15 protein-coding genes are annotated in these 20800 nt (G+C 57.1%); 6 read left to right on the top strand and 9 right to left on the bottom strand.

The features are described from left to right. Positions 1-359 precede the first annotated feature (359 nt). Both SG26_RS17305 and SG26_RS17300 read left to right on the top strand, forming a co-directional pair. A complete protein-coding gene (locus tag SG26_RS17305; protein ID WP_014031140.1) occupies positions 360-881 on the top strand; it encodes an LUD domain-containing protein in 522 nt (173 codons plus the stop codon). Between the two features lie 2 nt (positions 882-883). Then, on the top strand, positions 884-3064 hold the full coding sequence (locus tag SG26_RS17300; protein ID WP_050006932.1) for an LUD domain-containing protein: 2181 nt from the start codon (positions 884-886) through the stop codon (positions 3062-3064). 210 nt (positions 3065-3274) lie between these two features. On the opposite strand, the gene SG26_RS17295 is transcribed toward SG26_RS17300, so the two are convergent. The 3 genes from SG26_RS17295 to SG26_RS17285 form a co-directional block, all read right to left on the bottom strand. Then, positions 3275-4624, bottom strand: coding sequence for a DUF362 domain-containing protein (locus SG26_RS17295; RefSeq protein ID WP_154020807.1), 1350 nt, complete (start codon positions 4622-4624; stop codon positions 3275-3277). A gap of 81 nt (positions 4625-4705) precedes the next feature. Next, positions 4706-6037 (bottom strand): glycerate kinase, encoded by a 1332-nt coding sequence (locus SG26_RS17290; RefSeq protein ID WP_050038325.1) that lies wholly within the window; start codon positions 6035-6037, stop codon positions 4706-4708. Positions 6038-6087: 50 nt separating this feature from the next. Beyond that, positions 6088-7158 (bottom strand): glycoside hydrolase family 88 protein, encoded by a 1071-nt coding sequence (locus SG26_RS17285; RefSeq protein ID WP_014031144.1) that lies wholly within the window; start codon positions 7156-7158, stop codon positions 6088-6090. Between the two features lie 399 nt (positions 7159-7557). Between SG26_RS17285 and SG26_RS17280 the strand changes: the two genes are divergently transcribed. Beyond that, entirely contained in the window at positions 7558-8715 is a 1158-nt protein-coding gene (locus tag SG26_RS17280) for a VCBS repeat-containing protein (protein WP_014031145.1), read from the top strand. Positions 8716-8748: 33 nt separating this feature from the next. Here SG26_RS17280 and SG26_RS17275 read toward each other — a convergent pair whose 3' ends face one another. The 4 genes from SG26_RS17275 to SG26_RS21235 all read right to left on the bottom strand — a co-directional run bounded on the left by SG26_RS17275 (position 8749) and on the right by SG26_RS21235 (position 13614). Next, positions 8749-10029, bottom strand: a complete 1281-nt coding sequence (locus SG26_RS17275) for a nucleotide sugar dehydrogenase (RefSeq protein ID WP_044952871.1) — start codon at positions 10027-10029, stop codon at positions 8749-8751. An 82-nt stretch (positions 10030-10111) separates the two neighbouring features. Beyond that, positions 10112-11629 (bottom strand): lipopolysaccharide biosynthesis protein, encoded by a 1518-nt coding sequence (locus tag SG26_RS17270; RefSeq protein ID WP_228841596.1) that lies wholly within the window; start codon positions 11627-11629, stop codon positions 10112-10114. 225 nt (positions 11630-11854) lie between these two features. After that, positions 11855-12994, bottom strand: a complete 1140-nt coding sequence (locus tag SG26_RS17265; RefSeq protein ID WP_050038323.1) for a glycosyltransferase — start codon at positions 12992-12994, stop codon at positions 11855-11857. Positions 12995-13224: 230 nt separating this feature from the next. Then, on the bottom strand, positions 13225-13614 hold the full coding sequence (locus SG26_RS21235) for a hypothetical protein (protein ID WP_023842998.1): 390 nt from the start codon (positions 13612-13614) through the stop codon (positions 13225-13227). Between the two features lie 381 nt (positions 13615-13995). On the opposite strand from SG26_RS21235, the gene SG26_RS17255 reads away from it, so the two are divergent. The 3 genes from SG26_RS17255 (at position 13996) to SG26_RS17245 (ending at position 18431) form a co-directional block, all read left to right on the top strand. After that, positions 13996-14994, top strand: coding sequence for a DUF1616 domain-containing protein (locus tag SG26_RS17255; RefSeq protein WP_014031150.1), 999 nt, complete (start codon positions 13996-13998; stop codon positions 14992-14994). Positions 14995-15107: 113 nt separating this feature from the next. Then, positions 15108-16928, top strand: a complete 1821-nt coding sequence (locus SG26_RS17250) for a hypothetical protein (protein WP_050038322.1) — start codon at positions 15108-15110, stop codon at positions 16926-16928. An 81-nt stretch (positions 16929-17009) separates the two neighbouring features. Next, positions 17010-18431 (top strand): sulfatase, encoded by a 1422-nt coding sequence (locus SG26_RS17245; protein ID WP_014031152.1) that lies wholly within the window; start codon positions 17010-17012, stop codon positions 18429-18431. A gap of 84 nt (positions 18432-18515) precedes the next feature. Here SG26_RS17245 and SG26_RS17240 read toward each other — a convergent pair whose 3' ends face one another. Together SG26_RS17240 and SG26_RS17235 are read right to left on the bottom strand one after the other, a co-directional pair. Continuing rightward, complete coding sequence (locus SG26_RS17240; protein ID WP_014031153.1) at positions 18516-19502, bottom strand: hypothetical protein; 987 nt, start codon at positions 19500-19502, stop codon at positions 18516-18518. 196 nt (positions 19503-19698) lie between these two features. After that, positions 19699-20724, bottom strand: a complete 1026-nt coding sequence (locus tag SG26_RS17235) for a right-handed parallel beta-helix repeat-containing protein (RefSeq protein ID WP_369804316.1) — start codon at positions 20722-20724, stop codon at positions 19699-19701. Positions 20725-20800 lie beyond the last annotated feature (76 nt).

Raw genomic sequence — 20800 nt, 5'->3', positions numbered from 1 at the left:
CGGAGAACCCACAAAACCCCTTGCCTCCCGGGTATTACTCGATCCGACATAACCGCACACCGTTGAAACTGTGATACCGCTATTAACGCCATATATGGTAATGTATCTATGGATTATACACCTATTTATGAGAGATACCGTTAGAGAGTACCGATATTTGGATGTATTGGTGTGACGGATCTATTAACCCGCTTACACCGGGCGAGTGGCAATATAAGTAAATACAGTAACTGTCTGCTGATCTAGTAAAACGATGCCCAGTGCAGCTGGATATACGCGGCAGCCCACTGGATTTGTCGGACTTCCGCCCGTTTCAGACAAAAACTAAATGATGATGTAGGTTTTCGGTTCGCGCATAGATGAAAAGCAAACGCGCGTCGTTCGAGGACGCTCTCGAAGCATTGGGTGTGACAGTTTCAAGCACTGCCGAGTCCGACCTCGAAGCCGCTGTTACGGAGGCAGTCACGGAGCCTGCAGTCGGGATCGCGCTCGACAAAACGGCCGGGGACGAGGCGTTTTCTCTCACGGGGACGCCGGTCACGGTCGACCCCACTCCGGTCGCGCTTCGCGAAGCGACCACCGGCGTAACCGGTGCTGAACTCGGCATCGGCGACTACGGTTCGCTCGTCCTCTCGATGACCGAAGAGGCCAGCGAACTCCTGAGCCTGTTTGTCGAGCGTCACGTCGCCATTCTTCACGAGGAAGACATCCAGCCCGATATGGACGCGGCAGTGGCAGAACTGGACGAACGGTTCAACGAAACCGGTGGGAGCGCGATCATCGCAACAGGACCGAGCGCGACAGCCGATATGGGCGCGCTCGTCAAAGGCGCACACGGACCCAAGGAAGTCCACGTCATCATCGTCGAGGAGGGTGCGTGACGATGGCGACCGCCGACGAACTCCGCGAACTGATGCGGACCGAGGGCGCGGCAGTCGCGGAGAACACGCAGGGGTTCAACACGGGGCGCTACGACTCTGTCGCGGACCTGGGAGACTACGAGGAACTCAAGCAAGCGGCCCGGAGTATCAAGGAGGACGCCATCGAGGAACTTCCAGATCTCCTCGACCAACTGACGGAGGCCGTCGAAGCGAACGGGGGAACGGTGTACATCGCCGACGACGCCGCCGACGCGAACGACTACATTCGCGATGTCGTCGACGAACGAGCGGCTGACCGGGTCGTCAAGAGCAAGTCGATGACCAGCGAGGAGATCGAGGTCAACGAAGCGCTCGAAGCAGATGGCGTGGACGTGGTCGAGACGGACCTAGGCGAGTGGGTGTTGCAGGTCGCCGACGAAGCCCCTTCTCACATCGTCGCCCCGGCGATTCACAAGTCCCGCGAGAGCATCGCGGAGCTGTTCAACGAACGGTTCGAGCCCGACGAGCCGCTGGAGACGGCCGAGGAACTGACCCGCTTCGCCCGGAAAAAGCTGGGCGAGCAGATCATCGACGCGGAAGTCGGCATCACCGGTGCGAACTTCGTCACGGCCGATACCGGGACGATGGCGCTGGTCACCAGTGAGGGCAACGCCCGCAAAACCGTGGCCGCGACGGACACGCACGTCGCAGTGGCCGGCGTCGAGAAGGTCATCCCGACGGTTGGAGACCTCCACCCGTTCATCGAACTCATCGGTCGCTCGGGCACCGGACAGGACATCACGTCGTACGTCTCGCTGCTGACTCCGCCAGTCGACACGCCGGTCGTCGATTTCACCGACGACGAAACACCGCTGTCGGAATTCGATTCCGACCGCGATTTCCATCTCGTGTTGATCGACAACGGCCGACTGGAGATGCGAGATGACGAGCAGCTTCGGGAGACGCTGTACTGCATCCGATGTTCCGCCTGTTCGAACTCGTGTGCGAACTTTCAGAGCGTCGGCGGCCACGCCTTCGGCGGGGAGACGTATTCGGGTGGCATTGCGACGGGCTGGGAGGCCGGCATCGAAGGGCTGGACGTGGCCGAGGAGTTCAACGACCTCTGTACCGGGTGTACCCGCTGCGTGAACGCCTGCCCGGTCGGCATCGATATCCCATGGATCAACACCGTCGTCCGGGACCGGATCAACCGCGACAAGGACGCTCCCGGAGAGTGGCTCGTCGACGGACTCACGCCCGACGAGGAGGACGACGGTGCGCCACTGCAAAAGCGCTTCTTCGGCAACTTCGAGACCGTCGCAAAGCTCGGCAGCGCCACCGCACCGGTGTCGAACTGGCTGGCCGACACGACAGTCGCACAGCAAGCGATGGCCCGAATTCTGGGTATCGACCCGCGACGTGACCTCCCGACGTTCGAGCGGGAGACGCTCGTCGACTGGGCCGCTGCCCGTGACTCACAGGTCACAAACCCCGAGCGCCGGGCGGTGCTCTACCCGGACCTGTACACGAATCACGTACAGGTCGAGCGCGGCAAAGCCGCGGTGAAGGTGCTCGAATCGCTGGGCGTCGATGTGGTGGTCCCACCGGTACCATCCAGCGGCCGCGCGCCGCTGTCACAGGGTATGGTTGCGACGGCGACAGACCACGCTGAGCGGGTCACAGAGGCCCTCGAACCTCATATCGAAGACGGCCGCGATGTGGTCGTTATCGAACCGAGCGACCACGCGATGTTCACACGGGAGTACGAGCGCCTCCTCGACGAGTCGGCGTTCACCGACATCGCGGAGAACAGCTACGAGGTCTTCGAATACGTGTTCGGGCTGCTCGACAACGGGGCGTCCGTCGAGTCGCTCTCGACAGTCACCGGCGCTGAAATCGCGTACCACAGCCACTGCCAGCAGCGGACGCTCGGGCTCGAAGCTCACACTGTCGCTGTGCTCGAAGAGTGTGGCTACGACGTCGTCACGTCCGATGTGGAGTGCTGTGGCATGGCCGGGAGCTTCGGGTACAAGTCCGATTACTACGAACTGAGCATGGACGTTGGCGACCGGCTCCGGACGCAGTTGCGCGAGGACGGTGTCCAAGACCGCCCCGTCGTCGCAAGCGGGACTTCCTGTCTCGAACAGATCGACGCCCTGCTGGAACGGCAGCCGCGCCATCCTATCGAGCTGTTGGCGACATAAACTGAGAACCGCGTGCAGGCAACAGGACACAGCCCCTAACGCGTGTACGGCCGTTATTTATCCCGTATTTATACCTCTTGCGCGTGTTGGGCTACGTATTGGAATGGACACCACGACCCGAGATGTCGTGCGTGCCGGTGTGACGCGTGCGTATCGTGTCTTGTCCTGTCTGCGGTCTGCAGTGCACGTATGCAGGTCCGCTACCGACAGCTATTCGCGGAGTGGCGGCGCGGCGAGCTGTCCGTTGTCGAACTCGATCGGCGACGGCGCTTCGACGACTCGGAGGTCGTCACGGTCGCGTGCGGCCTCGACCAGCGCGGGTGACGCGTAGAGCTGGTGGAGATGCATCGTGTCGGCCGCACGGAGCACGCGAACGGTGTCGGTGTCGACGACCCCTATCGTCGACAGTGCGGCGACGATGCCGGCGCGGTCGGTTTCGACCACTGGCGGTACTTTCACCCCGCGAATCGTGCTCGCGGTGAGCGCGTTGATCAGCGACGTCTGCGCGTCGAGTTCCGCGACGACATCTTCGTGGACGACATCGGCTGAACCGACGCCCATCGCGTTCCCGTGAGTCTTCTCTGTCAGCCCGCGTGTGAAGATGCGCTTGATGTCTGGCGTCTCCGGAGCCGGCTCGTTTATCGAGAACGGTCGGCGGCCGATGACGTTAGTATCGAGTCCCTGGCCGCTGATTTCCTTCCCCTGGCGGTCGAATACCACGAGATCGAGTTCATCGAACGGGAGCTTGGGCATCAGTTCGTAGGCGGTCTCTAACAGTTCCGCCTCGCGGTCGAGGAAGCCACTTGGCGGCACACCCTCTATCAGCGTCGTCTCGTCGTGCTGGTCCTCGACGATTGCGACGCCGCCGACAATCGGCAACTCGTCGAGCAACTGCCCGGTGATCTCTGGAATCATCCGCCGGAACGACCAGTCGACGGCCCACTTGTGCGCGATCTGTGCGCCGCGTTGCTTGCCCATGCCGATGACGAGCATCTTCGAGAGCCCGCTCTCGACTGGCCCGTCGAAGTCCGTATGCGGTTTGACGCGGTTGATGGGAATGATTGCATCAGCCGCCACAGCCGTATCGTCTGCGACGACGGGCACGTCCCGGTCCGGCGTTCGCCCGACCTCGACCACGTCCATGGTCGACCGGATTTCACAGCCGATAGCCGACTCGGTCACGCCGAGTTCGTTCAGCATCGTTCGCTGGCCCTCGCCGGTAGCCCCACCGTGGCTCCCCATGGCCGGGAAGACGAACGGCTCGTAGCCGGCGTCGGAAACTGCGTCGGCGACACCGGCGACAATAGTGGGCAGGTTCGCGATACCACGGCTGCCGACGCCCAGCGCGACTTCGCCGCCTTCTGGCACGTCGGCAAAGGACAGGGACTCGACCGCCCGGGCCGCGTGTGTTGCGACGTCGTCCGGCGCTATCGGGTCCGTCTCCCAGTTCTGTTCGATGACGCCGAGTTCGGGGAGCTGTGGATCACCACAGGCCTCGACGATTGTCTCTTCCGGCAAGGAAAGCGCGCTGGCCGCGATCTGTTGATCGCTTGCGTCCATACGTGACGTATCAGCGCGTCCGGTCATAAACGTGACCCAAAGGCTCGATGAACCAGCTCTCGGGCACGGCAAACGCAGTCGTCACTCGGTCGAGTCAGGAACTACGAGAACGGCCACGTCGTTGACGTTCGTGCCGGTCGGCCCGGTCTCGACCGTCGCCCCGACCGCCGAGAGGTACGAGCCGGCGTCGTTTGCGAGCAGCGCCTCACGAGCGCGCTCGCGGTCGTCGATGACGGTCGCGTCGGCGATGGCACCGGCCACGACGGAGCTCCCGTCTTCGCCGTCAGTGTCGACGGCCGCGATGACCGCGTCGCCGCCGTGGTCCAGTGCGCCGGAGCGGACGAACTCCTGATTGGGACCGCCCTGCCCCCCGTCTCCGGTCACGGTGACTGTCGTTTCTCCCCCGGCGAGGAGGACGGCCGGCGGCTCGACCGGAGTCCCCGTCGATGTGGCCTCCTCGGCGATAGCAACGAGCGGCTTCGCCACCTCCCGGGCCTCCCCGCGCAGGCGAGATGTGAGTACGAGCGGGTCGTACCCGGCATCCCGTGCGACGACAGCGGCGGCTTCGAGTGCGGTCGCATTGTCGCCGACGAGATAGTTCCGGACCCTGTCGAAGGCCGGGTCGTCTGGAAACGGCGTCTCAGGAATTTTTCCGTCCCGTCCGGCTTCGAGGTGTTTGCGAACCGCTGGTGGTGGGGTGAGATCGTATCTATCGAACACGGCGAGCGCGTCCTCGTACGTGGTCTCGTCCGGGACCGACGGACCGCTGCCGATGGTCGAGCGGTCGTTGCCGACCACGTCACTGAGAAGCAGGCCGGCGACGGTTGCGGGAGCCGCACGCCGCGCTATCTGCCCGCCTTTCAGGTCCGAGAGGTGCTTGCGGACGGCGTTGATCTCCTCGATCGCAACGCCGCCGCTCAGGAGCCTGTCCGTCGTCTGGAGGGCTTCCAGCGTCAGCTCTCCGGCCGGGGCCGACAGAAGGGCGCTCGCACCGCCGGTCAGGACGAACAGAACGAGCGTGTCCTCGTCGGCGTCGTCGACTGTTTCGAGAATATCGGTCGTGGCCTCGACGTTGCGGTCAGACGGTAACGGGTGGTCCCCGACGGAACTCCTGACCGTGTCGGTGTCGGCAGCCTGCTTGACGACGACGTGCCCGCCGCTGAGACGGTCACCGAGAATGGATTCCAGTGCGCGCGTCACACCGCCGGCGGCCTTCCCACCGCCGACGACGACAACGTCGCTGTAGCTGTCGAGATCGTACGTCGTCTCACCGATAGTGAGCGTCTCACCCTCACGGCTTACGGCCGACCGGGTGGCAACATCCGGCGCAGCCGCATCGATGGCGGCCTCGATACAGTCGAGTGCCACCTCGTGTGCGGAGCTTGCTGCAAGCGTCGCTCGGTTTCGGATCATACCACTGTTTCCGCCCGGGCCGGTAAAAAATCTGCCTCGCCGGGGCGGGGTCAGCGCGCGCTATCGGCGGCCATGAGATACCAGCCCTGCCCGTACGGCGTCACCGTCAGCGGCGCTTCGGGTCCGCCCGGGGGACCGGCGACGCGGCCGACCGCGCCCTCGTCGTCGACGACATGCGTCACAGCATCGAGCGCGTCATCCGCTGAATCGCGGTACTGCGACTCGTCGAGAAGTCCGAGTTCGATGCCGCGGTTGAACGCGTAGGCAAACATCAGCGTCCCAGATGACTCAAGGGGCGTATCCGTGTCGTCGACGAGGTTGTGCCAGAAGCCGCTCCCGTCTTGCAGTGGGAGCAGGCTCTCACAGTGATCCCTGAAGCGCTCGACCAGATCCTCGCGCTGATCGTGGTCGTCCGGCAAGCGGTCGAGGATTTCGACGGCCGCCGCGGCGGCCCAGCCGTTGCCCCGCGCCCAGAACGCCCCTTGCGGGTAGTGATCCGGCGTTTCGACCCAGATGTGTCGGAACAGTCCAGTCCGGGGATCGCGGAGATGCTCGGCGTGAACCAGATACTGCGTGACGGCTTCGTCGTGGGCCGCTGGCTCGTCTGCGGCCTCGGCGTATCGGCTGAAGAACGGGCACATCATATACACCGAATCGATCCACAGCGATTTGATTCCGGCAACCTCCGGGTCGTGGTGGGGGATACCCCCCGTTTCCGTCCGGTCGACTGACTGGAGCCACTCGTACTCGCCCCTCGCCGCGTCGAGGTATCGCTCGTCGCCCGTCCGCTCGTAAAAGTCGAGCACGCCGTGGCCGATAGCGGTCGTGTTGTTGGTGTTCATGCACTTTTTCACCGTGAGCTCCCAGCTGGCCTCGTACTCCCGGCCGTGGCTGAACACCTCGATGGGGTAGCTCGGTCCGTATCCCAACTGTCCGTTGTCGTCCTGTGTCGCGACGGCCCTGTCGACGAGGTCTTTCGCAGCCGTGACGGACTGCTCGCTCCCCTCGGCGAGGAGGCCGTTTATGGCGACGCCGGTGATCCACGACTTGCCGTCGAGGTCGAGCGTTCTGAGATGCGACGCTGCACGTGTTGCTGGCTGTGTGGCGTTGTCTGACGACATCTGATCGCTACATCTACCTGCCAGCCGTACTAATAAAAAAGTATGTGTCCGATAGCTATCGCGGGCTGACGAACGCCTGAGACGTGTTTGTTTCGAACGGCATACTGTAGAGAAGAGTACCTCCTGTTAACTGAGATAGGTCGTCCAGTATCTATATATTTGACCTGGTGTCATGGCTACTGAAAATTGGGTTTTGGGATTATATTCTCATTATACCATTTCCTATGCTGCCAATATAGAACTGTATTCTCATATGTGGTATCATTCTAATGATTGTCTATTGTAACATAGCGCATTACGGATATAGGATGGCCAGGTCCGGACTCAATAAGACATCCTATCAATCTCTAATCTGTACCCCTGTGATCCTTCCCTGATAGGGTTAGAATAACAATACCGGTGTCCCTCGAATCCGTCGACATGGAGTTCTCTCACGAACGTATCGATGACGACCCGCCATGTAGCAAACTAAGTAGTCTTGAAACCACGGACCTGACTGGCAACGGTCGACCAGATATCATCGTAACGGGGATGGGCGGAAATCCGACAATTTCGGTCGCGGGCAATCGAATTCAGGTTCCGACACACGGGCCACTCAGTCGAGTCACACCTCGGCTTGAGACGAACATCTTCTGGTACGAGAACCCGGGGTGGGAACGGCACACGCTTGCGACGGAGACCGATCTCCACCCTGGCGTCGGAACCGACCTCGCAGACATCGACGGCGATGGAAACGTCGACCTCGTCGTCGGACAGGGATTCGGACGGTCGAATGTGTACTGGTACGAGCAACCGGAATCGCCGACGGATCCCTGGCAACAGCATCTGATATCCGATCGGTTCGAGAAGTACCACGACCTGCTCGTCGCTGATGTCGACAACGATGGGGACGCCGAACTGATCGGACTCTCACAGGACAGCGAAACCGTCTTCTACTACGATATTCCGGCTGCTCCGTCCCAGGAACCGTGGCCTGATTCGAACGCTCACATCATCGACGAAGACATCCGTATCGAGGGGCTCGCTGTGGCCGACATCGACGGCGACGGAACGAAGGAGGTGGTTGCTGGGACGAACGTATATCACCACGACAACGGCGACTGGGTTCGTTCAGATGTCTGTACGGGCTGGGACGATACGCGGGTCACCGTTGCCGATCTCGATCAAGACGGCACGCCGGAAATCATTCTCTCTGAGGGTGATTCACCAACGTACGGGACGCATCCGGGTCGCCTCGCTGTGGTCGAGTATCCGGCGGGGTCGCCGACGGTTCTCAAAGACGATCTGTTCTGTCCACATAGCCTTCAAACCGCAGATTTGACCGGGAACGGATATCCCGACATCTACGTCGGTGAGATGTCGCTCGGGGAAAACGCCAGTCCCGAGCAGTTGGTTTTCGAAAACCTCGGGGACGGAGAGTTCCGGGACCACACCGTCGTTTCCGGGATTCCCACGCACGAAGCACAGTTAGTTGATATGAACGGTGACGGAAAGCTGGATATCGTCGGCAAGTCCTACGGTCCGGCCCACCACGTCGATGTCTGGTATCGGCACTGACACTGGAACGGGTTTCAACCCCGCACCCTGTCCTTAAATACGCAGCAGGTCGAACCCCGCTTCCGTCCACGCTTCCGAGTCGAGGACATCGAGCGTGTCAAAAATTACGCGGGTATCGAGGAGCGAACCGACCCGCTCCGGCGAAAGGTCTGCGAACTCATCGTGTGCTGTCGCCAGTACCGCCGCGTCTGCTCCGTCTAGAGCATCGGAAAGCGGTTCCAAATCGTACCGACTGTTCGATACATAGGGGTCACATAAACGGAGCGAAGTAGTATCTTGCCGGTCTGGTTCAAGACTGGGGGCCTCGCTCTCGGCGCCCACTATCGTCCGTGCAATCTCGAGTCCTGGGCTGTTCCTCGTATCGTCGACATTCCCTTTGTATGCGACGCCCAAGATAGCAATCGTCTTGTCGTCGAGCGGTCCCAGTTCCTCAGCGAGTCTGTCGACGACGTAATGTGGCATGCGCTGATTCACTTGCCTTGCCGTGTCGATCAGGTCAGTATTATCCGAATTAGCGCCCAAAAAGAACGGGTCTACAGGGAGGCAATGACCGCCGACACCCGGTCCAGGGTTTAGAATATCGACTCGTGGATGACTGTTCGCTAATTCGATTGCATCGCGTACATTAACTCCATAGTCTCTGGCTATGAGCGCTAAGGCGTTGGCGTACGCGATATTGACATCCCGGAACGCGTTCTGTACGAGTTTGACGAATTCAGCAGTTGTAGCGTCAGGGGCAACGTTGAGACTGCCCGTGGGAACCGCCTCATACAGGTTCTTGATTGCGGCAGTAGATGCACTGTCGTATCCGCCGAGGATCCGGTCGTTTGAACGTAATTCGGTGATCGCGTTCCCCGGGAGCATGGTTTCGGGGACGTATCCCAGTCCGATGTCTTCGCCGGGTTCTAATCCCGACTGAGAGAGTATCGGTGCAACCACTGTTGCCGTCGTGCTGGGGGGAACGGTCGACTCAAGGACGACGACATCGTTGGGGCGTAGCAACGAGCTGACAGTCTGGGAGGCTTCTTTGACGTATCGGAGATCAGCACTGCCGGCCGATTTGTCATACGGTGTCGGGACGCAGATAATGTGATATGCAGCCGGCACCGGCTCATCACTTATCGTCAGGCCCGAATCGATTGCCGCTCGGACATAGGATTCGAGTTGGTCTTCCGAAACATCTGGCTCGCCTCGTTTGAGTTGGCTGCGGACTCGGTCATCGGTATCGAATCCGACTACGTCGTGGCCGTTGTTCGCAAACAACGACGCAGTGGCCATCCCGATGTACCCGAGTCCGTGAACGCAGACTCTCATCGATAGCATTCTGGTCGTTTCACTACTCTGTTATATGTTGGATACTGGCATATAGACTGTTAGAATATTACGGCCACAGCTATCAGATAGTCCTTACTAGTGACCGCAACTCGTTGATGATCCCCCACTCGCTGCCAGCCTCCATCAACAAAACGGATACCGCGTATGTAGCCGCACCTACGACGACAAGCACCGCGAACTCTACGATTGGAATGACTGAGATCATCTCTTGTACCCACAGCACTACTGCGGCCATTGCCGCTGCCCCTGGAAGCGGGTAGGCGAACTCAATGGCTAACCGTTGGAGACTCCCCTCGACAGCAGCAGCAGCGAGATACATGTCCAAAGGCACCATAATGAATACGTACACACCCACGACTGTCGCCGCAACACCTGCAATCCCAAACTCGGTTGCGGCTGGGTATATCGGGATGGCGATGAGGCCGATAGTCAGCGCCTGTAGCTTGACCAGATAATCTTGGTTCCCAGTTGCACGCCAGACAGAGCCAAATGAAGCGATGTACCCGCGGATCAAGCCATAGATAGCGAGGATCTGCATCGGCAGGACCATCGGCAACCACTGCTCACCCAGAAACGCGAGGACAAACGGCTCAGCGACGACTGCGATGCCAACGGCCATCGGAGCGACCAAAAACGTCGACAGCCGAATCGTTCGGTAGAACCCGGCCCGTAGCGCTTCCATGTCGTCTTGGATCTTCGAATACGCCGGAAACGTAACGCGGGAAATCACATGTGTTACTTCGGTTGCAGGGGCGTTCGAGAGCCGATACGCGAATTGATAGAACCCGAGAGTTGCTGACCCCAACAGCCAGCCGACGAAGATGTCGTCACCCTCGTTGCTGATGTAGTTCAGGATACTTGAGCCAGTGATCCACTTCCCGTAGTCTATCATTTCACGCGCCAGGTCCGTATCGAAGGACGGCCACGGCCGGTACTCATGGAGCAGATACGAGAGCCCGAACCGGGCGACGTTTCGAGCTATATATGCAAATGCAAGGGCCCAAACTGTGGGGTTCACGAGCGCGTACGCGAACGCGACGATGAAGTACACGGCTTCAGCTCCGACTTCGTACGCGAACTCCTTATGGAAGTTCAGGTCCTTCTTGAAGTAGACAATCGCCGGGTTCTGAAAGCCCATGACAACCGAACCGATTGCCATTGCGCGTACAATACTGATTAGCGCCGGTTCTGAAAAGAACTGGCCGATGAGTGGCGCAGCGACAAAGACGAGACCACCGATGACAAGCCCACGAACTCCTTTCATCACAAGGACGGTGTTGAGATATCTATCGACGTTCTCGTCTTTATTGTAGATGAGAGCGTCGTCGAGACCGAGCTTCGAGACACGTCGGAGGCCGACGATAACGAGTGACGCAAGTCCGACAATACCGAATGCACGCGGATCCAGAAGCCGTGCCAGTACCACTAGAGTCAGGATCTGAAATATACGACCGGAGATGTTAAGCGCGGTAAGCCAGATTCCGCCGGTGACGGACTGCTCTAATAACCCTCCTTCCGGGGTCAGTATGGTTTTTATGCGAGAAGCCAGAGAACGTAACCAATTCAGTATCCGTGTCATTTTCCACTAGCGGAGTGAGGAGAGCCAGCCAGGCCCTCACAAACAGTTGTTCTACTGTCGTCGCCTGCTGAGACATCTTGTCGACACATCTCAGGTGCTGAAACCCGGTCTATGAGAGGCTTACCGTGGTTCCCGACACGCTCACTGTCCATTTATCCAACACGATGGAAACAGACAGGATAGTTATTAAGCTACTACTCGCCAAGTGGCTTACTCTGGTACTGCTCACCCGAGTCTCGTTTCAATAAACTGCTCGTAGTCATTAAGAACAGTTTGCGGTGCGAAGTCGGCTGCGCGGTCCTGTAACACTGCTGCCGGTGTCGGATTCTCTAACATTTCCAGGGCGGCAGTGGCGATTGAATCGACATCCCCGACTGGTGTAAGTCTTCCATACTCTCCATCTGCGAGTATCTCACGCGGACCGCTCGGACAGTCTGTCGAGACGATCGGACACCCACAGGCCATCGCCTCGATCAATACTGTGGGTAATCCCTCGAATTGAGAGGAAAGAAGGAACAGGCTAGCCTGGTTCATGAACCGATATGGGTTATCGACGTAACCTGGAATAGACGTAACCTCAGTGAGCCCCAGTTCGACGGTAAGTTCACGGACCGTTTCGGTTTCTGACCCGCGGCCTGCGATTACTGCACGAGTATCCGGTAACGTATCGTTAACGCGCTTGAATGACCGGAGCCACGTTTTGAGGTCCTTCTGGGGATGGTGACGACCGACGAACAGCAGCACATCGGTGTCAGGGTCCTCGATCCACTTGTGTGATACCGGCTCATGCGCCCGGTCCTGAACTGTGGTTATTTCGACTGGATTGTGAAGAACAGAGATATCCCCTCGGTCCACGGCTGTCTTTTCGCCGAGGCTGTCGGCGACACCGTCTGATACAGCGATCAGGTCATTCGCTGCTGGATAAAGCTGTGCCGCTACTTTCCGGACACCTCTCGACTTCAGCGATTCGTCGGGCATCATCCCGAACGCAATGTGTTCTGTCGGAACAACTGTCGTAGTCGACTCGGCCACTCGTTTTGCACCCAGACAAAGGATATTTGCGTCGGTTTTCTCAGAAATGAGGATATCTGGTTCTGTGTCCCCCAAGTATTGCGCTAGTTTGTGCAGATGGGCACCGATACCGATGCCAGGAATACGCACGTCAGCCAGTTCGATCACGGCGACGCTATCGGCGACCGCTGTCCGCAGTTCGCCACCCGGATGTGACACTACAAGTTCGACATCGTAGCCCCTACCGGCCAGCCCATTAACGATATTGACAGTAACCTGTTCGGCCCCACCAACAGTCAGGTTTGGAATATAAAACGCCAGGTCCGGTTCAGCCCCCACACTAGCGCTGGTCATTGAGTAGCCTCCATCGAATGCCAATGGCACGTTCGGTACATCTCTGTCTGTTATGTGCTCAGCGACTCCGTTGATACGGGAGTGGAGTCTGTTCGCCGCAGTAGTTCAGTGTCCGGCCAACGAATCACGCGGGATAGAACGCAGTACACACAGCGGGTAGTAGCAGGCATTCACCAGTACAATCTACCCTTTCACGTTTTGTTAGAAGTGTTCTACCCGAGGAAATCCAACTACTGCCATTCGAAAAGTTGTAACGGCCCCTGGAAAATAACCGCTGCAAGTATAACAAACCCTATATATACAAGCATATCGAGCTTTCGCCACCAATCCGGTGGCTGGTCTGTCGGTGCAAACAGCAGACGAAGTCCGACCAAACCGTGGAATGAAACGATGAAATAGAGGTCGGGGGACAGCATATCGATACCGATCAACAGTACAAGCATGAGTAGCATCCAGACCGCTTGCGCCCCAACTATCGTTTGGAGTAGTTTTGACTGCTCGGTCGGCCACCCACGGGATGAGGTCTCGTCCGAACCCGCCCCATCCTGATTAACTAACCCAAGCTCGGAAGGGTGTTCCGGGAGTCTCGCATCAAGAGTGCCTTCGTCACGGTCTGTCACTGCCTGGTCCTCCTAACCCATCCTGTAGGGGCGTTACCATCAATCCACTGTTGACAGGACTGTCTTACAATTATGTGCTGTTTACTATCCCTCAAGCAGGGGTATTATTATATACGCAGTCTGTGGTTGCCGCTTTGCACCTATCTAACTTATAAGCGGGGGCTACAACCAATTCGTCCTCCGAGGAGTCGTGGCTGCAATTGAGATCCATACAATCCGCTGTGAGGTCGTTAGAGCCAAACTAACAATCAGCGTGTATGGAGCATTGTGAAGCGATGAATCATCGTTGGGGTATTAGCTGGCACGTGAACCCCGCCCTGATAGCGGGTCTTGGTTATCTGGCAGGTGACACGGCAATGGGTACAAGCGGGGGCCTGTAGAATGCCGGACGACAGCACGGATATCAAAGGGTTCCTCTCACTCAGTGCGGATCTCATACTAGTCCTCCTGATATCAATGGCGGCCGTGATTATTAGCTTGCGGAGACCAAACGCAGTGCCGACACCGATTCGCGTGACCCTTGGATTCCTCTTTATTTTCGTTCTTCCGGGCTATACAGTTTTGACATCACTTTTTCCTGCGATATACTCGCAGTCTGCTATGGCGGACGAACAGCGGATCACCCATTACCCTATTTCATTCGCTGAGGGGGTGGTACTGACCGTTGGTCTCAGTATCGCAATTGTGCCGCTGTCTGTATTGGTACTAAATTTCGTTGCGTGGCCGATTGGACCTGTAAGCACAGTCGTTACAGTCGCCGCGCTCACCGCTGTGATGTCGGGTATCGCAATTATCCATCGCATCGTTGACTCACAGAGTGCTGGCGTACCCATTGAACGACTGACATCGATACTGACCGGTTCGTTTCAGTCGAAGCCGACGATCCGATCCGCAGCCGAGGTGATCACAGTCTGCCTTCTGTTACTTAGCGCTGGAATCGCGGGTGCGGCGCTGACACAGACCAACGGTGGAGAACAATACACGGAGTTGTCCATCCTGACAGAGGAAGCGGAAACTGGTAATCTAACTGCTGACGGCTATCCCACCTCGCTTCAGGTGGGCGAGCAAACTGAGCTTGTCGTCTCCGTAGGGAATCACGAGGGCCAAACCGTTCAATACACCGTCGTCACTCGATTGCAATCCGTCTCGACATCCGGTGGCGAACGGACTGTAACACGGGCAACCACGATTGACACCCTCTCAGTAAATGTCGGTGACGGCGACGTGTCACGTCAGGCAATGCCGATCACGGCAAACACGGTAGCGGACGCTGACCGTCACAGGCTAGTGGTGCTCCTGTACAAGGGGGCGCCACCGGCGAATCCGACTCTCGAAAATGCATACCGAGATGTCCACATCTGGATCAATATCACGCAATAATACATGTGTATTCAATATCTTTCAGAACCGCCTCAGGTCCTGTCTCAGCCACTCACAGCTATGTTAGAGCGAAATAGTACCCGTCGCTGTTTGCTCCGAGGTGAACAAGACGCATGAACGACCGACAGCAAGAACTCTTGGACTCGGGATTGCTCGTTGGCGGTGCTACCGCTGTTTTGCTGCTTACGATCATCGTGTTTCTCACTCCCGAGGCACAGGAGTACGAGTTCTCGATATATCGGGGCTATCCGATGCTCTTTTGGGGTCTCGTGCTTTTCGGCATTTTTTCGGGCCAACTTGTGATTCTCAGGGCGGCACTGACCGACAGAACCGACTTCCGCTCGTGGCCCCTGGGCGTGGTAATTATCATGGCTGTCGAGGCCGTACTGTTTTTGCTCCCGTACTTTCGCGGCTACCAAGCGTATGACCGCGCAGATGTTCTCACGCACGTGGGCTTTATTCGGAATATCCACTCGCTGGGAGCACTCCCGCCGTCGGACATCTACCCGAACATCCACTTACTGACGTTATCGTTCTCGTATGTGACCGGCATCGACCCGCTTCAAATAATAAACTCGATTTCGGTCATCATTCCACTGTTCTCCGTCCTGGCCTGGTATGTGCTGGTGACCTGGCTTTACGACGGTAGACGAGCGCTTCTGACGCTGCCATTTGCGCTCCTGCTCGTCGCTGGTGGGGCATACGTGAACCCATCCCCGTTCACACAGAGTTCACTGCTCGTTCCGTTTGTCCTCTACGTATTTTTCCGTGAGCGCCGGACTCGCTCGCTCCAATCACGGGCGGTTCTGTTGATCGTCCTCGTGGCTGTTGTCATCTATCATCCTTTGACGACCGCATTCCTTATTCTGGGTCTAATAGCGTATTTCGTTGCGAACCATATCGGGAGCTTGACCCCCTCTGTGGACACGATTTCTCCATGGCGTGGTTCTACTGGGAAGGGAGTCACCATCCAACTGATGGTTGCACTGTTTTTCTCGTGGTATTATACGTTCGAGCCGATATTAAACCGAAGCAGAGAGGCGATTCAGGGCCTTCTCGGCACGTCAAGCGGTGGTTCGGAACTGGATAAGTACAGCTCCGTGGTCAGCGAAACGTCCCCGCAACTCAGCGATATACTAGTTATCGGCTTCGCAAAATACGGACTCTCTGGAGTGTTGATGGGTATCGGCGGGCTCTATCTGTTACTGATAGCGTACGACACGCTGACCGATATGCCTGAGATATCCGAGTACGAACTATCGTTTTCGCTATCTTTCATCGGTTTCCTGGGTCTGGCTGTGCTGTTTTTGGTATTTAACCTTATCGCTGGCTTCGGACGGCCGTTAATTTATGTCAATATCTTCGCTGTTTTGCTATCCGGGTCGCTGTTTTATAAACTCTACCAGCGGTACGAAATGAGACACCTAGTTACCGGTTTTCTATGCTTACTACTGCTCTCTCATACGGTGTTTGGCGTTGTGACACTGTATCACTCCCCTTTAGCAGCGGAAACCAGTCGTCAGGTGACCGACAAGGAACTCGAAGGCTCACAATGGCTGCTTGACAATCGAAATCGGTACACGAAGACCGTCGAGTACGGGATTTCGTTTTACAGGTTTAGCGACGCGTATCACGGCAAAAACAAGTCTTCTCGTCGTGAAGTTATCGACCCGAGCAGCCCGAGGCCTCCGGATCATTTCTCGTACGACCGCAACGCGACGCTGGGGCCGTCGTACGACAGCGACCGGTATATGATAATCACGAAGAAGGGTCGGGAGTTCTATCAGGAAATGTATCCGGAGTACGAAGACCAGTGGAGATTCCGACCGGCGGATTACGATAAATTACAGAACGACCCCACCGTTGGTCAGCTATACGACAACGGTGAAGTTCGTATTTATCGGATTACAGCTACCGGGGGAATTACCCAATAACTCAGTGCTTACTCTACTTGAGAGCCGTTACGCAGTGTAAACTTAAGCTATCAGGACCGCCAGTAGTTTCCAATACGAGTAATGTCGACACAACCGAATATCATCTGGCTCACGCTCGACAGCGTCCGGGCCGATAGAACGAGTATGGCTCCGGAGGCCCGCGATACGACTCCAAACATGCAGCGTATTGCGAACCTGGCCGACGGGCAGGCCTTTACGAACTGCATCACTCATGCTATGTGGTCGCTTCCGTCCGATGCATCGATGCTCACTGGGACTTACCCCTCGTATCATGGAACGGGGCTGTGGAACGAGGTCTTACCCGAAGAGATACCGACCGTAGCCGAGCGCTTCTCGGACCTTGGCTATCATACAGCCGGTGTTTCGCAGAATGCCTACTGCAGCGATTCAACCGGTCTGTCGCGTGGATTTGATCAGTTCGACCTCGTGAACAAATCTGATTTCCTCAGTACGGTTGGAGTCCGGACGCTGTTGAAATATGCTCTCAAACTACGGACACATTCCGGAGGGTATACGCTGTCGACGGACCAGCACCGGACAGATTACCTGGCTCTGGATCTTGCTAAACGTCGATTGCGGTCGTTCCAGGGGTCCGAAGAGCCCTTTTTCATGTTTGTGCATACGCTAGGTGCGCATCTTCCGTACGCACCACCGCTGTCGTTCCGAGATACGTTCACGGACACTCTCGAACAGACAACCGATGAAGCAATCGAAACAGCGGTCGAAGTGAGTTCGAACCACTACCGGTCTACGGCGTCCGGATGTGACTTCTCCGATCGGACCGACAACGCTCTCGCTGCGATGTACGATGGCCTCATGTCGTACACTGATTGGTATGTCGGGCAATTTTTCGAGTACCTGAACTCGCTTGATCTGGGTCCGACAGTGTTCGTTGTGACTGGCGATCACGGTGATCTACTGGGCGAAGACGATGTGCTCGGCCATCAACTGTCGCTCCACGACGGGTTGGTCAACGTCCCAATGGTGGTTCACGGACTCCAATCGCTGGCGGATCTCCCGGCCGATACGCTCTTACAGCACATTGACGTGATGCAAGCGCTGCTTTTAGAGGCTGGCGCCAGTCCTGACTCCCTGGACGGATTCCAGGGTCAGGACCCACGTGCTGACCCCCGAACCTATGCTCTTAGCCAACGCGGGAACGACACGTACGAAACAGCGATCACACAGATGACGGAACATGATCCGACTGTCGATACTGATCGCTATCATTCGGGACTTCTGCATGCCCTCCGCGGCAAACGATTCAAATTTCTGCAGTCTGAACAGGGAAGTCAGCTGTACAAACTCCCGGACGAGCAGACAGACGTTCTCGAATTGTATCCATCGGTCGCCGCCGAATACCGGGCCGCGTTTGAAGAGGCCATCAACCGAGTTGGCGAGTCACAGTCGACCGACACACAGCGGACAATGACAGATGAGATGAAAGATCATCTCGCCGACCTTGGATATGTCACGGACTAATCCAATCACGCGGGGCGTAAACACGTTCCCGCTTACAGCACAGACCGATGACGGTACTTTCAGTCCGGGAGACCGTCGCTTCGATTATAAGTAACCGAGATCTTCAAGCCGCTGTTCGGTATCGGATCCCATCGCCTCCTGTCGTGTTTCGTCTACTTCCGGTGTGTGTTCGTTTGTGTCGGTAGCAGTTGCAGTCGCCCACGGTACCTTTTTTAAATTCGGATGGGCGAATCCTTCAGGATGGCCATACAGTCCCATTTCACCGAAGAGTTCACCGTGGTCGGCCGTAATCACGACTTTCTCGGCATCGATGTTTTGCAGCAGTAGTTCGATTGAATCCAGCACGAACCGGAGGTTATCCAGGTATAATTCTTTAACTTCTGTGACGGATGCCGTCCCCTGCTCCATGGCCGTCCACGGATCCGCTTCAACCTCCAGAAGCGGCCGATTTTCCTCGTAGGCCTCTGCAATGTACGGCGTATGTGGCTGTAAGTAGTGTACCACCATCCGTTCGAACTCAGTGGTTCGGGCGGTATCGATAGCGTAATCGGTCATTACCTGTGGCGGGGCCTCAGGGAAGTAGTCGTCATAATCGTGATTGTGGACGTGGAGGAACTTCTTGAAGGCGTCTTTTTCCACAATATCCCAGTCTGGCCACATTACCGGAATTGTATAGGCCTTTGGTGGGTATGTCCGGTCCTCGAATGTCTGTGGAAAAAACGGGTTTGAGGTCACTAACGCCGTTTCCGCGATCTCCTCCTGATAGTCGTTTGTGAACGTCTTACTGATCCATTCGTGTGACGCACTGCCGACGGACCAGATCGAACCGACATCGTCAATGAACTCATACTCGGGTGCAACTGCTTGGAGTGCGTCGACACGACAGGCATCGAGGACGAGAAGCAAGTCCCAGTCGCGTTCGAATATATTCGTTCCGATCGGATACCTGGTTGTCAGTGTGTAGTAGGGACCATTGAACGCTCCGCGAAGCGAGCGGGCGATGTCCGCCGGATGCTTGTTCTGGATCCCCGACGCCAGTTCGGTGAGCCAGCTTCGAGCGTCGGTATGCATACACCAGCCATCGGCGTATTTGGGTTTAGTTATGCTTGCAAAAACCGTTCCAGAACGACTGTCTCCCGACACTATGTACATTCAATGGCCGAAAACAACGTTGTAAAACGAGCTATTCGCCCCTCGTTCGATTCGCACCTGTCTCAACGTAAACCGATCAAACAAACTTGGAAGCAGGGCCACGCCGGACGGCGCATCAGTTGTTTTCGAGTTCGTTCACTTTTTCAGCAAGACTGATAATATCCGACTCGATACTCTGGAAGTTCTCGTTCAGGGGGATATGCCAGTCTAGTACGCCCTCTGCCGGCTGATTGTAGCCCCCCAGGTTTCCGAGGTTGATCGACCCGCTGGTCTCCTCCGTCGTCTCTTCGGATTCGTTTGTTCCGTCGGTAGTGCTCTCGCTAGTTCGTGGACCGACTTCGCTTTTGGCCACCGTGTCCGGCTTCAGCTGAGTACTACCGGCCGCGGCTGTCCCGACTGTGACGGAACTGAGACTACCGATACCACTCGTTCCGTCGTGTCTGACTTCTTCAATTGACCCGGACGAACTCTCGTCAAAGAAGAGAGCAATACCATCGTTGTTCGGACTGACATTGTGTACGGAGATGGTTCCGGATGTTCCCAAGTCAACACCTTCCGCATAGATACCCATGCCTGAGTAGCCGCCAAAGGACCGCATGCCATCGTTTTCGACGTTTCTGACTGCAACTTGATTGAGTGTCAGAGTACCGTGGCCGCCGCCACCGAGGTCAATTCCGGGACCCCCACAGTTCTCAATGACAACGTCCTCCAATTCAAGCGAGCCACAGTCGTAGTTGTCGTTGTTGGTCTTGATTCCCCGAGTCGTTCGGCTCCCACCAGCGATGTAGGTGTTCCGAAGAACCGTCTTGAGGTTGCCCGGGTCGATCTTTACTGCGCCGAGTCCAGCAGAGAAATAACTCCGTTCGACGATGACTGTCTGGTAGTCCGCGGTGGTGTCATCTCCGATATCAATATCGGTCCCTGCGCTGTCCTCAATGAGACACCACGAGATGTTTGTGGTTTGTTTCGACGACTGATTCAGATTCAGCGCGTGCCCGGCCGAGACATCTGGATCACCGCAGCGTGAGAACTGACAGTACTTGAAGTCTCCAGCGATATCATCGCCAAGCTGGACGCCAAAGTTGAGTGAGTTCTTGATGACGCAATCGCGCATGGTGAAGGTTCCGCTCCCGTCGTACACGCGGAACCAGCCACTCCCTGGAGCACCGGATTGCTGGCTGCCGTTCATATCCATCGTCAGCTGTTCGAACCGAACA

This window comes from Haloarcula sp. CBA1115 (assembly GCF_000827835.1).
Classification (GTDB): domain Archaea; phylum Halobacteriota; class Halobacteria; order Halobacteriales; family Haloarculaceae; genus Haloarcula; species Haloarcula hispanica.
The sequence above is the reverse complement of the archived record's forward strand: the minus strand, read 5'-3'. Positions and strand labels throughout refer to the sequence as shown.